Annotated in this window: 16 protein-coding genes; 11 read left to right on the top strand and 5 right to left on the bottom strand. The window is 44.4% G+C overall.

Annotated elements, in window-relative coordinates:
• The first annotated feature begins 338 nt into the window (after positions 1-338).
• Positions 339-803, top strand: coding sequence for a tRNA (uridine(34)/cytosine(34)/5-carboxymethylaminomethyluridine(34)-2'-O)-methyltransferase TrmL (gene trmL, locus L1070_RS07280; RefSeq protein ID WP_070985794.1), 465 nt, complete (start codon positions 339-341; stop codon positions 801-803).
• Between the two features lie 12 nt (positions 804-815).
• Here the strand turns inward: trmL and gpsA are convergent, their stop codons facing one another.
• From gpsA to L1070_RS07260, 4 genes are read right to left on the bottom strand one after another with little or no spacing between them, the layout of a single operon-like run.
• Positions 816-1,823, bottom strand: coding sequence for an NAD(P)H-dependent glycerol-3-phosphate dehydrogenase (gpsA, locus tag L1070_RS07275; RefSeq protein ID WP_070985795.1), 1,008 nt, complete (start codon positions 1,821-1,823; stop codon positions 816-818).
• 3 nt (positions 1,824-1,826) lie between these two features.
• Positions 1,827-2,309: a protein-export chaperone SecB gene (gene secB / locus L1070_RS07270; protein WP_070985796.1), complete on the bottom strand. Its 483-nt coding sequence runs from the start codon at positions 2,307-2,309 to the stop codon at positions 1,827-1,829.
• A 38-nt stretch (positions 2,310-2,347) separates the two neighbouring features.
• A complete protein-coding gene (grxC, locus tag L1070_RS07265; protein ID WP_070985797.1) occupies positions 2,348-2,605 on the bottom strand; it encodes a glutaredoxin 3 in 258 nt (85 codons plus the stop codon).
• Between the two features lie 12 nt (positions 2,606-2,617).
• The gene (locus L1070_RS07260; protein WP_070985798.1) at positions 2,618-3,049 is read right to left on the bottom strand and encodes a rhodanese-like domain-containing protein; all 432 of its coding nucleotides are present in this window, start codon (positions 3,047-3,049) and stop codon (positions 2,618-2,620) included.
• A gap of 299 nt (positions 3,050-3,348) precedes the next feature.
• Between L1070_RS07260 and gpmM the strand changes: the two genes are divergently transcribed.
• The 5 genes from gpmM to L1070_RS07235 all read left to right on the top strand — a co-directional run bounded on the left by gpmM (position 3,349) and on the right by L1070_RS07235 (position 8,634).
• Positions 3,349-4,893: a 2,3-bisphosphoglycerate-independent phosphoglycerate mutase gene (gene gpmM, locus L1070_RS07255; RefSeq protein WP_237125048.1), complete on the top strand. Its 1,545-nt coding sequence runs from the start codon at positions 3,349-3,351 to the stop codon at positions 4,891-4,893.
• Between the two features lie 11 nt (positions 4,894-4,904).
• Complete coding sequence (locus L1070_RS07250; RefSeq protein WP_237125160.1) at positions 4,905-6,029, top strand: peptidoglycan DD-metalloendopeptidase family protein; 1,125 nt, start codon at positions 4,905-4,907, stop codon at positions 6,027-6,029.
• 37 nt (positions 6,030-6,066) lie between these two features.
• A complete protein-coding gene (locus L1070_RS07245; protein WP_070985801.1) occupies positions 6,067-7,293 on the top strand; it encodes a S41 family peptidase in 1,227 nt (408 codons plus the stop codon).
• A gap of 80 nt (positions 7,294-7,373) precedes the next feature.
• Entirely contained in the window at positions 7,374-8,141 is a 768-nt protein-coding gene (locus L1070_RS07240; RefSeq protein WP_237125158.1) for a divergent polysaccharide deacetylase family protein, read from the top strand.
• 73 nt (positions 8,142-8,214) lie between these two features.
• Positions 8,215-8,634 carry a CBS domain-containing protein gene (locus L1070_RS07235; protein ID WP_070985803.1) on the top strand — a complete coding sequence of 140 codons (420 nt, stop codon included), beginning with the start codon at positions 8,215-8,217 and terminating at the stop codon, positions 8,632-8,634.
• 47 nt (positions 8,635-8,681) lie between these two features.
• On the opposite strand, the gene pepB is transcribed toward L1070_RS07235, so the two are convergent.
• Complete coding sequence (gene pepB, locus L1070_RS07230) at positions 8,682-9,977, bottom strand: aminopeptidase PepB (RefSeq protein WP_237125046.1); 1,296 nt, start codon at positions 9,975-9,977, stop codon at positions 8,682-8,684.
• Between the two features lie 81 nt (positions 9,978-10,058).
• On the opposite strand from pepB, the gene sfsA reads away from it, so the two are divergent.
• The 5 genes from sfsA (at position 10,059) to folK (ending at position 14,294) form a co-directional block, all read left to right on the top strand.
• The gene (sfsA, locus tag L1070_RS07225) at positions 10,059-10,766 is read left to right on the top strand and encodes a DNA/RNA nuclease SfsA (protein WP_237125045.1); all 708 of its coding nucleotides are present in this window, start codon (positions 10,059-10,061) and stop codon (positions 10,764-10,766) included.
• Between the two features lie 175 nt (positions 10,767-10,941).
• Positions 10,942-11,385, top strand: a complete 444-nt coding sequence (dksA, locus tag L1070_RS07220) for an RNA polymerase-binding protein DksA (protein ID WP_070985806.1) — start codon at positions 10,942-10,944, stop codon at positions 11,383-11,385.
• Between the two features lie 12 nt (positions 11,386-11,397).
• The gene (gene gluQRS / locus L1070_RS07215) at positions 11,398-12,303 is read left to right on the top strand and encodes a tRNA glutamyl-Q(34) synthetase GluQRS (RefSeq protein WP_237125043.1); all 906 of its coding nucleotides are present in this window, start codon (positions 11,398-11,400) and stop codon (positions 12,301-12,303) included.
• A 210-nt stretch (positions 12,304-12,513) separates the two neighbouring features.
• The gene (pcnB, locus tag L1070_RS07210) at positions 12,514-13,812 is read left to right on the top strand and encodes a polynucleotide adenylyltransferase PcnB (RefSeq protein WP_070985858.1); all 1,299 of its coding nucleotides are present in this window, start codon (positions 12,514-12,516) and stop codon (positions 13,810-13,812) included.
• Positions 13,812-14,294, top strand: a complete 483-nt coding sequence (folK, locus tag L1070_RS07205; RefSeq protein WP_237125042.1) for a 2-amino-4-hydroxy-6-hydroxymethyldihydropteridine diphosphokinase — start codon at positions 13,812-13,814, stop codon at positions 14,292-14,294. Before pcnB ends, folK begins: the two co-directional genes overlap by 1 nt.
• Positions 14,295-14,299 lie beyond the last annotated feature (5 nt).

The following is a 14,299-nucleotide window of genomic DNA, read 5'->3' as shown; positions in this document are numbered from 1 at the left end:
TGCCTATCATTTCAATAGTGTACAGTTTAGCTAAATGAAGTGAAATATTGATGACATATAAGCGTAAAACAATACACCATTTCTTACCCACACCCCATCACTTCGCTACAACCTGAACTTGGGATAATGGACATGAGAAAACTAATTAAATCAAAATATTATGAGAAGAAGGCATACAGTACTGTAATTTTTGTGTAGTTCAAGGCGAGTTCGTGTACGTAATAGCGCGCTATTACTAGCGAATTCAACGCAGAAATATGCATAAAGTACTGTGCTGTATCATGTAGCTTATCCCGAGTTCAGGTTATACTAAGCACAGCTAATTTTTCGAGGTTATTATGTTAGATATTGTGCTTTACCAACCTGAGATCCCACCCAATACGGGAAACATTATTCGTTTATGCGCCAATACAGGCTATGCGCTACACCTAATTGAACCTTTGGGATTTGAGTGGGATGACAAACGTGTTAAACGTGCAGGACTGGATTATCATGAGTTTAGCAATGTGCAACGACACGCCTCATTTGAAGATTACCTAAAAGCTTGTAGCCCCAAACGCGTATTTGCGTGTACAACCAAAGGTAAGAAATACCATCACCAACCAGAATACCAACCGGGAGACTGCTTGCTGTTTGGCCCTGAAACAAGGGGCTTGCCGGAAGATATTATTTTTTCATTGCCTGAAGAGCAGCGTCTGCGTATTCCCATGCGTCCAGACAGTCGCAGCATGAATTTATCCAATGCGGTTGCGGTGTTTGTATACGAGTCGTGGCGACAACTCGACTTTGCTAACGCGACATAAAAAAAGCGGAGTTTACTCCGCTTTTTGCTCTCTTCCAAGCAACGCCATGGCTGCTTCTTTAACATCTTTTTGCTGATACAGCACTTGATAGATTTGTTCAGTAATTGGCATTTCAATGCCGCTGCGCTGGGCGAGTAGATATACCTCTTTGGTATTTCGATAACCCTCTACCACCTGACCAATGCTCTGCATAGCTTCATCGACATCAAGACCCTTGCCCAGTGCTAAACCAAAGCGACGGTTACGAGATTGATTGTCTGTACATGTTAGGATTAAATCACCTAAACCCGCCATACCCATAAAGGTTTCAGAGCGTGCACCGAGTGCTTTACCTAAACGACAAAGTTCTGCAAGACCACGCGTGATAAGCGCCGTGCGTGCATTGGCACCAAAACCAAACCCGTCAGACATACCCGCACCAATCGCAATAACATTTTTCACGGCACCACCGAGCTGAATACCAATGAAGTCGTCATTGCTGTAGACCCTAAAAGAACGCCCACAATGTAACAACTTGGCAAGCTCAGAAGCAAAATCGGTGTCGGTGGCTGCTACAGAAATAGCGGTTGGCAAACCCGCAGCCATTTCTTTAGCAAAAGTTGGCCCTGAAAGCACCGCTAAAGGCACTGACTCCCCTAACTGCTGCTGCGCGACTTCTTGTAACAAGCGACCCGTATCTGGTTCCAGCCCTTTGGTTGCCCAAGCTACTCTCGCATTTGGCAATAGATCATCACGAATAAGTGCTAAGGTGTCTGCAAAAGCATGGCTTGGGACCACCAGCAACACAATTTCACTGGACTGTACCGCACGCTGCAAATCACTTTCAAGTTGCAAAGATTCAGGAAATTGACAATCAGGTAAATAACGCTGGTTTCTACGCTCAGCTGCAAGCGTCGCAACGTCGTCTTTGTTTCGTCCCCATAATGTCACTTTATGGCCATTTCGGGCGAAACAAATAGCAAGGGCGGTGCCATAAGACCCCGCCCCTAATACAGTTACAGCTGACTGAACTGAACTCATTGATTAAGCGTCAGCAGTTTGCTCTGCTTGCGCTGCTCTTTGCTGCATATACTGAGCAAATAGCGCATCGAAGTTAACTGGAGCTAGGTTTAACTGTGGGAACGTACCACGGTTTACCAAGCTTGCAACAGCTTCACGCGCATATGGGAAAAGAATATTTGGACAGAATGCACCAAGCATATGCGCCATTTGTACTTCTTCTATATCAGCAATAGAGAAAATACCTGCTTGCTGAATTTCACATAAGAAAGCGGTTTCTTCGCCGATTGTTGTCGTTACAGTTAGCGCAAGTACAACTTCATAGATGTTGTTGTCTAGTTTTTCTGAACGCGTATCCATATCTAGCTTAACTTCTGGTGTCCACTCTTTTTGGAAAATCGCAGGTGAGTTAGGCGTTTCAAAAGAAACATCTTTTGTGTAAATGCGTTGAATGTTGAATTGTGCGCCTTGTTGTTCCGCTGCTGCGTTTTGATTTTGATCTGTCATGAGTGTTCCTAGATTCTTTGATTTTATTAAATGTAATTTTAAATATTAAGCAAGGTGTTAAGTTCACCTTTTGCTTCAATGGCCATCATATCGTCACAGCCGCCAATGTGATTATTATTGATAAAAATCTGCGGCACAGTATAGCTGCCATTTGCTTTTTCTATCATTTGATCACGTAACTCGGGCTGCTTGCCAATATCATATTCGGTGTACGTGACACCTTTAGCATCAAGTAATGCTTTGGCGCGATGGCAATAAGGACAATAGTCTTTTGTATAAATTACAACTTCAGTCATATGTGCTCCTAATTATTTTCCGTTTGTAGTCGGTAAGCCCGCACTTTGCCAAGCCCCCATACCACCATTGAGCACATAGACTTGCTCGTATCCTGCTTTATGCATGGTGTTTGCAATGCCTGAGGCAGTCATTCCCGTTGTACACACAAGTATAATGGGTTTGTTTTTGTGCTTTTCAAGGCCAGCAAAGTCACTTTGTTTCGCTTTTTCTGCACTTAGCTGTACCGCTCCTGCTATTCTACCTGAGTTAAACTCTTTTACAGGGCGAATATCTACAACTTGCGCATCTTCTCTGTTTACCAGCAAAGTCAGTTGTTGAGGGTTAATCTGTCTAATTGCTGAAAACTTACTTTTAAACCAGCTGGCGACAATCATAACCACCAGAGCTAACCAGATAATGCTCAAGATGGCATTATTACCAATAAATTCGATGTATTGTTCCATGCACCTTCCAACTTAACAGTGTTGAATGCTTTGCTTCAATGGGGCTAAGCATCCTTATAATGAATAGCCTCGCAGTATACATTTTGCGATCCTTTCGGTATAGCCCTTTGTGGCGAACAGTTATGGCAATGTATTAAACACTCAACCTTGATAACAGTCACAAAGTTGAGGATAAATCATAGCGACAGGGCTGAATATTTACACAAAACAAGGTATGCTAACAGCGATAATTTTGTCGTGCTTAAGTGTCAATCCATCTCTAAGACACAAATAACGAGATAAGTTCTAAAGGAGCCCAAATGACAGCACAAAAAAAACCACTAGTTCTAATGATTTTAGACGGTTGGGGTTATAGAGAAGAAACCGAAAGCAACGCTATTCTAGCGGCCAATACCCCAGTGCTAGACAATTTATGGCAAACTAAACCTTGTACGCTCATTTCTGGTTCAGGGTTAGACGTAGGACTTCCCGATGGTCAGATGGGTAACTCAGAGGTTGGTCATGTTAACCTTGGCGCAGGCCGAATCGTTTATCAGGACTTTACTCGTATCACCAAAGCTATTGATGATGGTGAATTTGAGCACAACCCAGTGTTGCTAGAGAGCATTGACAAAGCAGTTGCAGCAGGAAAGGCTGTTCATTTAATGGGACTGCTGAGCCCAGGTGGTGTACACAGCCACGAAGATCACATTGTTGCGGGTATTAAACTAGCAGCACAACGCGGTGCCAAGGCTGTCTATTTTCATGCTTTCTTAGATGGCCGAGATACACCTCCGCGCAGCGCCCAAGCATCAATTGAACGAATTGAAGCTGTGTTTGCACAGCTTAACTGTGGTCGCTTAGCATCGATCGTTGGCCGTTATTATGCGATGGACAGAGATAACCGCTGGGAGCGTATCGAATCGGCATATAATTTAATGGTTTGCGCAGAAGGTGAATTCACCTTCACCGATGGCGTTAGCGCACTAAATGCCGCTTATGCACGTAATGAAAACGACGAATTTGTTAAGGCCAGTGTTATCCAACCTAGTGATGCGACACCGGCAACCATCAACGATGGCGATACGCTGATTTTTATGAACTTTAGAGCGGATAGAGCCCGTCAAATGACACGTGCATTTGTAGATGAAGAGTTTACAGGGTTCAACAAAAAGGCAGCCCCTAGCTTAAGCGCTTTTGTAATGATGACAGAATATGCAGCAGATATTAAAGCGCCTGTAGCATTTGCACCAGAGGCACTGAACAATGTACTGGGTGAGTGGCTAGCTAAACATAACAAAACGCAGTTACGTATCTCTGAGACAGAAAAATACGCGCACGTTACTTTCTTCTTTAGTGGTGGTAGAGAAGCCGAGTTTGAAGGTGAACAACGTAAACTCATCCCTTCTCCACAAGTCGCAACATATGAGCTGCAACCAGAAATGAACTCTGAACTACTCACTGACACACTGGTTGAAGCCATCCATAGCGGTGAATTTGATGTGATCATTTGCAACTATCCAAATGGCGACATGGTAGGCCATTCTGGCGTGTTTAGCGCTGCGGTAAAAGCCTGTGAAGCCGTCGATAAATGCATCGGTCGAGTACTCAATGCACTGCAAGAAGTGGGTGGCGAAGCCTTGATCACAGCCGACCACGGAAATGCTGAACAGATGACCAACGCCAAAACGGGTCAGGCACATACAGCTCACACCTCTGAACCTGTACCGTTTATCTATGTAGGCCGAGATGCTCAACCGCACAGTGGTAAAACCCTAAGCGATGTGGCACCAACCATGTTACACCTACTAGGCTTGGAGCAACCAAGCGAAATGACTGGTACCCCAATAATGACCTTGAAATAATCATGCGCATGATGCTCTACAAGTTAATCATGCTGAGTCTTGCATTGGTGGTAACATCTGTTACCGCCAATGAATCAAGAACCAAGCAAGACTTAACAGAAGTACAACAAGAGCTCAAAAAGAGCCAAAAGGATTATCAAAAACAGCGAGATAAGATCGCGTCACTGCGCGCAAAACTCAAATCGCAAGAGTTAGATATTGCCAAAAATGCCAAGGCTTTGTCATTAACCCAACGTGGTATCGCCGAAAATCAGCAACAGCAGTACACTTTGCAAAATGAAGCCAAAGGCTTAGAAAAGAAAAAAGCTCACCTACAAAAGCTACTGGCTGCACAGTTGAAAAGTGCCTACATGACGGGCAACCACGACTACTCTAAAATGCTTTTAAATCAAGAGAAAAGCGCGACTTTAGAGCGAACCATTAGCTACTACGATTACTTTAACAAAGCACGCATAAAGCAACTTGAAGAGCTAAAGCTTGTCGTGGCCGAGCTGGCTAAAAATCAACAACAGTTAGCTAAAAAGCAAGAAGAACTCAACGCATTGCATGAGCAGCAAGAAGCTCGTCAGGCAGCTTTGATTGCCGGCCAAAAAGAACGCCAGTCACATTTGAGTGAACTTAACAACGCCCTTGAGCAAACAGCACAAGCAATCAATTACTTAAAAGAAAACGAACAAACTTTGATAGCGACGCTTGAGCAACTTGCCAAAGTACAAGAGCCTAGCGAAATCGTTCTTGATGGATTAGCAAATAGTAAAGGCCGCTTGCTATGGCCTAGTAAAGGACGACTGAAACACCGCTTCGGACAAAGAAAACATGCAGGTATGAGCTGGAAGGGTGTATTGATCCAAGCAGCTGCTGGCACACCGGTAAACAGTATCAAGCAAGGGCAAGTCGTTTATGCCGACTGGCTCAATGGCTTTGGTTGGGTGATGGTTGTTGACCATGGTGAGGGCTTTATGAGCCTGTACGGCCATACGCAAACCTTGTTAAAAGATGTGGGCGATCTTGTCAATGCAGGTGAAACAATCGCACTGGTCGGGCAAAGCGGCGGGCAATCTCGTTCTGGTCTATACTTTGAAATACGGCATAAGGGAAGCGCTGTCGATCCGGTAAAATGGTGTAAAGCAAGTTAATTGATTAACCCGTGCTGCACCAAAATTGGAGCAGCACATGAACCGACTTTTCAATCTCAAACATATCATAGTGCGCAATCATTTTGCGTGGCTCATTTCCCTTCTTTGGGTTGTTGTAAGCTTGTGCTTTGTAACGCCCAGTACCTTTGCTAAACAGCAGTTTACACGTGAGCAAGTCAGTGAAATTCTGTTTCACGTTCACGCTTATTATGTCGAAGACCTACCACTTAGCCATTTTGACAAAGGCAATTTAGAACAGTTATTCACTCAGCTTGACCCGTATTCAAAGTACCTATCAGAAACTGAACTCGAAGCAATATTTAGTGCCGCTAATGGTCGCTATACAGGCATTGGTATTGAGGTTGAAGAAATTGAGAACCGCATCGTTATCGTTAACACCTTACCAGGCTCTCCCGCCGAACTTGCAGGTATCGAAGGCGGTGACAAACTCGTTGCAATCAATGCCGAAGATGTTACCAATAAAGACATTGCACATGTCTCAAAACTACTTCAAGAGGCTGAATTTGCAACCATTAAAATTACCGTAGAACGCGCAACACATGAACTCACCTTGGCGCTTCGTCGCCAAGAAATTAACTTAGAGAGCGTAACCAGCTTATTGCTCTCTAACGGTAATGGTTACTTATCTCTTAATGGCTTTAACAATAATAGTTTTCATGATGTGGCCAGACACCTTAATAAACTAGCCTCCGAAAATGGCGAACCTTTAGCGGGTTTGATCATTGATTTACGCGATAACCCAGGGGGAACGCTCACCAGTGCTGTAGCGATCTCTGATTTGTTTTTAAATGCAGGGACCATCGTATTCACCAAAGGACGGTTTTTTGATGCCAACCAGCATTTCAAAGCGCAAAAAGGAGACGTGCTAAATGGCGCGCCTGTGGTCGTTATGATAAATGAAAATTCAGCTTCCGCTGCAGAGATACTCGCAGGCGCTTTACAAGACAATCATCGTGCGCTTGTAGTAGGAGCGCCTTCATACGGCAAAGGCTCGGTCCAATCATTGATCCCCATCGGTAATGGCACTACAGCACTTAAGCTGACTACCGCACGTTATTACACGCCTTCAGGGCGCTCTATAGAAGGCATCGGCATTGCGCCTGATATTGAACTGACCAAGCAAATGCTTTCACATTTAAGTAAAAGCGTTATAATGGCTGGTGAACAAACAACCAGAAATAAGCAGTTAGCAAGGCTGGATTCGCATTTGCTAAAGGCAAGACAATTACTTAAAAAACAATAGAGTTTATAAATAGCTACGCTCAATCAAAGCGAAGGTAAATTGAACAATAAAAAATAACAAGAAGCTCGACTGTGCATAAAATTTTTTGGGGAATTTTTGCGCTTTGGTTAATCGCATTTCCAAGCGCTGCAAAACAAATTGCCATCGTTATCGATGATGTTGGCAATCATAAAAGAGACTTACAACTGCTGGAGTTACCCGGCCAGTTGTCGTTCTCTATTTTACCCCATACCCCTTACTCCCAACAATTTGCCTATATGGCCAGTCGAGCCAATAGAGAGCTATTACTGCATATTCCGATGCAATCACTGCAGGAAAAAGCGCTTGGTCCAGGCGCACTAACGCTAGACATGAACAAATGGCAGCTACAAAGTACACTTGGTCATGCCCTTGCCACCCTGCCGCAAGTAAAGGGCGTCAATAATCATATGGGTTCAGCACTCACTCAGTACACCCAACCGATGAAGTGGACCATGGAAGTGTTGAAAAAGCGTGGCTTGTTTTTTCTTGATAGCCGCACAACAGAGCATACACAAGCACAAAACGTCGCCAATTTATATGGTGTGGAAAATATTGGCCGTCATATTTTTCTGGATAATGAGCCAACATTTGAGGCATTGACTCAACAGCTAGAGGCGCTAAAGAGCAAAGCTGACTCAGCAAGATCCGCCATCGCCATTGCACACCCTTACCCGCAAACCATTGCTTTTCTAAAAACGGCGCTTCCAGAACTTACCGCTCAAGGGTATGAGTTAGTACCTATTTCTCAGTTAGTTGAATCAAAATATATTCAACTTGCAGAACGACAGCAGCATCAAACTCAAATTTTGATCCCAACCAGCGATTAGTTTGATCTCGATACATGCACCACAGCAAAATGTGCGTTATAACTTAATCATGTTCGGCTAAAAGGAAAAGATGATGTTACAAACCGTTGCTGATCTCATGACCGCAGATCCCTTTGCTGTAAATAGCAAGTCATCGTTAAAGGATGCGCACGACTTAATGCGCGAGAAAAATATTCGTCATATTCCAGTGATCGATGAACGAGGTATCTTACAAGGTATGCTCACGCAAAAAATTATGATTGCTAAAGTCATGGGGATCATGGCTACATACGGTCCCAATGCATTAGAAAGAAAAGAAAAATACACTGTCATTGAAGATATTATGGCAACCGATTTTGCCAGTATTCAGCCAAACCAAAACCTTGCTGAAGTTGCTGAATTTTTTGTCAGTAATCGCCATGGCTGCATGCCAGTAGTCGATGAGCAAAACAAACTGCTTGGGATTTTAACCTCCTCTGACTTTGTTCGTTTAGCTGCGGCACTACTCTCTTAATGAATAAAGAAATGCAGCTAGCTGTGCGCTGCATTTCTGCTTGTGGGTTAAGCCTTTTCTGCTAGGGTGCGTGCTACTGTACGCATTCCTAGTGTAGTTGCGCCTGCAGCCCATTGGCTACCAGCATTGTTTTGGAATGATGCAGCCAAATCGATATGCACCCAACCTTTACCTTCATTTGGTACAAAGCGAGACAAGAAACCAGCAGCATTTGACGCACCACCAAAGCCACCACCTTTTTGCGCTCGACTATTGGCCGTATCAGCATAAGCCGATGGACAGTTATTCTGGTGCCATTTTTCTAAAGGCAATGGCCAAGCGGCTTCAAATTCTTCACTGGCAAATTGTTGTACATCCGCAACTAGCTCTTTATCTAAACCAAATAGCGCGTTGTATTCTTGCCCGACTGCAACCAAAGCCGCGCCAGTTAAAGTTGCCGCATCAATGATTAGCTCAGCACCTGTTTCGCCCGCAGCCATTAAGCCATCAGCCAGTACCAAACGGCCTTCTGCGTCAGTATTAACGATTTCAACAGTGGTACCATTCTTATAAGTCAAAATGTCGCCTAACTTGTATGCATGGCCCGAAATAAGGTTTTCGGCACAGCATAAAAATAGTTTGATGCGCTTATCAATACCACGCTGAATAGCCAAAGCTAAACCTGCAGTGACGGTGGCAGCGCCACCCATATCGCATTTCATGCCCAGCATGCCTTCACTTGCCTTGATAGAGTAACCACCAGAGTCAAAGGTAATTCCTTTACCGACCAATGCCGCACTGACGGGCGCATTAGCATCGCCAGTTGGGTTGTAATCTAGCTCTAGCAATACCGGTGGACGCTCACTCCCTCGGCCTACTTCATGGATGCCTATCCATTGCTGCTCCAGTAGCGCTTTGCCTTTAATAATCTGGTAGCTCACATGCTCTGGCGCGAGTGACTGAATAAATTCAGCCGCTTTGCCTGCCAAACTTTCTGGATAGATATCCTCAGCAGTGCCGTTTATCATCTGACGCGCCCAAGTGGCCGAACTCTGTAGCGCGGTTAGCTCATTAATATCCGACTGTGCATTTTCAACAAACGTCACACCCGAGAGTTGCTTTGGACTGACAAACCCTTGGTAGAAAGCCCATTGTGATTCTGTACACCACTGCTCGCCTTGCAACTGAACTTGTGTGATCCCTTGTTGCGCCAGGGTTCTTGCTGCCTTTTGAATATTTTTTAGCGTTTCATTTTCATTCAAATGAATAGTGGCGCCCATTTGATCAAAAGACAATGATGCACCAGCTCCCCAATGTGGTGCTGCACTTTGTTCACTCAAACGAACGATAAATTTGTCAGACATAATCCTATATACTCTTGCACTTGTTAGTGCTCTAAAGTGTACACTAGCGAGTAACTAGACCCAACCGAATGCGATCAATTGATGAAATTTATCAGTGAGCTTAACCAGGCAACATTACTCAAACGATATAAGCGATTTCTTGTAGACCTACACTGTAAAGAACTCGGTGAATTCACGGTGCATTGCGCCAATACAGGAAAGATGACAGGGTGTGCTGACCCAAATTTTACTGCCTACTACTCTACAAGTGATAACCAAAAACGTAAGTACCCGCACTCGTTGGAGTTGACCCAGAATCACCAGGGGGAGCTTATCTGTGTCAATACCAATCATGCCAACCAAGTTGCCTATGAAGGCATTGAACAAGGCATTGTACGTGAGCTCACAGGTTACCCACGCATCCAACGAGAGGTAAAATATGGGCAAGAAAACAGCCGTATCGACATTATGCTAGAGTCAGATGATACGTCTCCGTGCTATGTTGAGGTAAAGTCTGTGACGTTGCTTGAAGGGTCGCAAGGGTATTTCCCTGACGCTCAAACGCTACGAGGGCAAAAGCACATACGTGAACTTATCACCATAAAGCAGCAAGGGATACGCGCCGTATTGCTGTTTGTAGTCATGCACGAAGGCATCAATAATGTTGCCCCAGCAGCACACATTGACGCTGAATATGCTAGGCTGCTTAAACAAGCCTGCGACGTGGGTGTGGAAGTTTTAGCATATAAAACAGCTATTTCTGAACATGAAATCTCCTTAAGCCATCAAGTACCGGTTAATATAAGTTGAATTTTTGAAATATGCCCTCATATCGCAGCTCATTAGAATTTCGTCTCTAAGACTGAGATGGCCAAGCGAATGTCATACTTAAAAATGAAAAAATATTTGCTTAGATGGGGAGATTCTGATATTTATAGCCGCCGGCGCTAGCTGGGGTAATGTATTAAGGATTTAGGAGAATGCTATGCCAGACCAAAAGAGACTGGGGTTATTGGCTCAAGCCGGTTTAGAACCTTATCAGGAAAAACCGGGCGAAGAATACATGAATGACGCACAACGTGCGCATTTTAAAGCAATATTAGAAGCATGGCGTAAAGACCTACGTAATGAAGTAGATCGCACAAAAACGCATATGCAAGATGAAGCGGCAAACTTTCCTGATCCTGTTGACCGTGCAGCACAAGAAGAAGAGTTTTCTCTAGAGCTACGTACGCGTGACCGTGAGCGCAAGCTGATCAAGAAAATTGAAAAAACACTGCAACTCATTGAAGACGATGATTTCGGTTACTGCGAATCGTGCGGTATTGAAATTGGCATTCGTCGTTTGGAAGCTCGTCCTACAGCCGATTTATGTGTTGACTGTAAAACACTGGCTGAAATTAAAGAAAAGCAAAACGGCCGAGGCTAACCTCAGCCAGTTATGCTCACCCCAGCATTATCCAATCATGGGAGCTATCGAGGTCGATTTGCTCCCTCGCCTTCTGGCCCCCTTCACTTCGGTTCATTAGTCGCCGCCCTTGGCAGCTTCCTCGCAGCCAAAAGCCAACAAGGTAAATGGCTGGTACGCATTGAAAACATTGACACACCCAGAGTCGTTCCAGGCGCTGACAGTGATATTTTACACACTCTCGAAGCGTATGGCTTACATTGGGATGAAACCGTTGTTTACCAAAGTCAGCGACATGCACTGTATCAAGACGTGCTGAATGCCTTGCAAAACCAAGGGTTGGTTTATGCCTGTCAGTGCACACGCAAAGAGATTAAACAACGAGGCGGCTTTTACGATAACCACTGTCGAGCACTGCATCTCCCTTTTGCTGGTAACGCCCTGCGCCTGAGACAGAACTTTCCCGTTGACACCTTTAAAGATCAAATCCAAGGGCAAGTGCATATTCCAACAAATATTGCGCAGGAAGACTATATTATAAAACGCAGAGATGGCTTGTACGCCTATCAACTTGTGGTGGTGCTTGATGATATCGACCAGCAAATTACACATGTGGTTCGAGGTGCTGATTTACTAGAGCCAACCGCGCGCCAACTGGGTCTATTCGAGCAACTAAAACATCCAGCTCCCCAATACGCACATCTTCCTCTAGTCGTCACAGAACCTGGGTTGAAGCTGTCTAAACAAAACCATGCGCCAGCCATTGACAGGTGCGATCCGATACCTGCCACACTCGCTGCATTGCGTTTTTTAGGACTTTCTCCACCAAAAGACCTAGACTCATTAGCCATTGAAGATATTCTCAAGTGGGCCATCGCTTCATTTTCATTACAAAAGATTTCAAAATTAACAGAAAAACCGCTCAGTGATGCATATTGAAACAACAATATTTAGAGCCGTAACTTAATTTTTTGCTGTCACTGGTATATTATAGCGAGCCTTGTAGGTTCGCCTGCGTTATGAACGATTTTCTGGCATATACACTGTTTTAGGAGACGGGTTATTATTTCTAAGCTATTTAAATTTTGCAGACAATTGGTTGGCCAAAATAATTCTCAGGCACAGCCAATCACCTGCACTGAGCCAAATTTGATCCCGCGCAGTGAGCACAGTATTTCGCGCAAACAATTTAGCCCAAATGCAATCAAAGTACTATATCGCCTCAAAGATGGCGGTTACGATGCCTATTTGGTAGGTGGTTGTATTCGAGATATTTTGTTAGGTATTGAGCCAAAAGATTTTGATGTGGTTACCAACGCCACACCAGAACAAGTTAAAAAGCTGTTTCGTAATTGTCGTTTGATTGGCCGTCGATTCAGGCTGGCACATATTGTGTTTGGCCGCGAAATTATCGAAGTCGCCACAATGCGCGGCCATCATCAGGGTCAAGACAGTAAAAACCCTATCAGCCAATCTAGTGAGCATGGGCAACTACTTAGAGACAATGTCTATGGCACGATTGAAGAGGATGCCGAACGCCGAGATTTCTCTATCAATGCACTTTATTACTCGGTCAAAGATTTTACCATTCATGACTTTGCCAACGGCATTCAAGCTATCAAAGAGCGCAAAATTGAGCTCATTGGTGACCCTGAAACACGCTATCGCGAAGACCCCGTGCGTATGCTTCGCGCCGTACGTTTTGCAACCAAACTAGATATGCATATAGCGCCTGCAACCAAAGCGCCAATCAAGGAGCTCGCTGGACTGCTAAGCAATATTCCTGCTGCAAGGTTGTTCGAAGAAACGCTTAAACTATTTTTAAACGGTAAAGCTGAGCAAAACTTTCATATGCTGCGCGAGTTTGGCCTGTTTAAACAGCTATTTCCAGCGTTAGATGCCATACTTGAGCAAAGTGAAACGGGCTTTGAAGCACGCTTCATTGCACAAATGTTTGCCAACACTGACTTACGTATTAATGCTGATAAAAAAGTCACACCTGCATTTGTATATGCGGCTTTACTTTGGTTCCCATTGTTACAGCGCAGCGAAAAACTGCAAAAGCAAGAACAACTCCCCGTTTTTGATGCTTTCGCTCAAGCCATGAATCAGGTGCTTGGTGAAAATGCCCAGCACATTGCGGTACCAAAACGCTTTACGTTGGGAGCAAGAGATATTTGGCATATTCAGATGCGTCTAGATAAACGCAGTGGGCAGCGCGCCTATCGTTTAAGTCAGCAGCCTCGCTTTAAAGCCGCTTACGACTTTTTACTGCTACGTGTTGAAAGTGGTGAACAAGAGCAACAGGCATTGGCTGATTGGTGGACCAATTATCTACAACAAGATGTTAATGGCCAAAAAGAAATGGTTAGAACATTATCTTCTCAAGAGCCAGGAAAGCCTAGACGTCGCCATCGCAGAAAACCTAAAAAGAAGTCACCTGAATAATGGAAACCGTTTTTATTGGCTTAGGTGCAAACCTTAACGACCCAGTATCACAGCTTAAAAATGCAATCAGTGCGCTTGAGACTTTACCCAACAGCCAGTTAGCATGCTGCTCTCGTTTGTACGGGTCAAAGCCTATGGGCCCACAGGATCAGCCTGATTATATTAATGCCGTGGCTTGTTTGCATACTGAGTTAGCACCTGAAGCCCTGCTCGACGCGCTGCAAAATATCGAGCAAGAACAAGGCCGAGTTCGTAAAAACGAACGCTGGGGTCCACGAACGCTCGACTTAGATATCCTACTCTTTGGTAACGAAGTAATTCAAACTGAACGCTTAACCGTTCCGCATTACGGACTCTGTGACAGAGAGTTTGTGGTTTATCCATTATTGGAAATTGCACCCGAGTTAGTGCTACCTAACGGTATTAAATTGTCAGATATCTGTGCACAATTACCCTTAAACGACTTAACCCCAATAGAATAACAATT

Source organism: Pseudoalteromonas sp. MMG022 (assembly GCF_021654245.1).
GTDB lineage: Bacteria > Pseudomonadota > Gammaproteobacteria > Enterobacterales > Alteromonadaceae > Pseudoalteromonas > Pseudoalteromonas amylolytica.
Note: the sequence above shows the minus strand (reverse complement) of the source record. Positions and strands in the feature narration are given on the sequence as shown.

Bases quoted from the DNA above. Each gene is read 5' to 3' on its own strand.
- dksA (WP_070985806.1), top strand. From the start codon at position 10,942: ATGCCAGACCAAAAGAGACTGGGGTTATTGGCTCAAGCCGGTTTAGAA.
- L1070_RS07245 (WP_070985801.1), top strand. From the start codon at position 6,067: ATGAACCGACTTTTCAATCTCAAACATATCATAGTGCGCAATCATTTT.
- L1070_RS07250 (WP_237125160.1), top strand. From the start codon at position 4,905: ATGCTCTACAAGTTAATCATGCTGAGTCTTGCATTGGTGGTAACATCT.
- secB (WP_070985796.1), bottom strand. From the start codon at position 2,309: ATGACAGATCAAAATCAAAACGCAGCAGCGGAACAACAAGGCGCACAA.
- gluQRS (WP_237125043.1), top strand. From the start codon at position 11,398: ATGCTCACCCCAGCATTATCCAATCATGGGAGCTATCGAGGTCGATTT.
- L1070_RS07235 (WP_070985803.1), top strand. From the start codon at position 8,215: ATGTTACAAACCGTTGCTGATCTCATGACCGCAGATCCCTTTGCTGTA.
- folK (WP_237125042.1), top strand. From the start codon at position 13,812: ATGGAAACCGTTTTTATTGGCTTAGGTGCAAACCTTAACGACCCAGTA.
- trmL (WP_070985794.1), top strand. From the start codon at position 339: ATGTTAGATATTGTGCTTTACCAACCTGAGATCCCACCCAATACGGGA.
- pepB (WP_237125046.1), bottom strand. From the start codon at position 9,977: ATGTCTGACAAATTTATCGTTCGTTTGAGTGAACAAAGTGCAGCACCA.
- grxC (WP_070985797.1), bottom strand. From the start codon at position 2,605: ATGACTGAAGTTGTAATTTATACAAAAGACTATTGTCCTTATTGCCAT.
- sfsA (WP_237125045.1), top strand. From the start codon at position 10,059: ATGAAATTTATCAGTGAGCTTAACCAGGCAACATTACTCAAACGATAT.
- L1070_RS07260 (WP_070985798.1), bottom strand. From the start codon at position 3,049: ATGGAACAATACATCGAATTTATTGGTAATAATGCCATCTTGAGCATT.
- gpsA (WP_070985795.1), bottom strand. From the start codon at position 1,823: ATGAGTTCAGTTCAGTCAGCTGTAACTGTATTAGGGGCGGGGTCTTAT.
- gpmM (WP_237125048.1), top strand. From the start codon at position 3,349: ATGACAGCACAAAAAAAACCACTAGTTCTAATGATTTTAGACGGTTGG.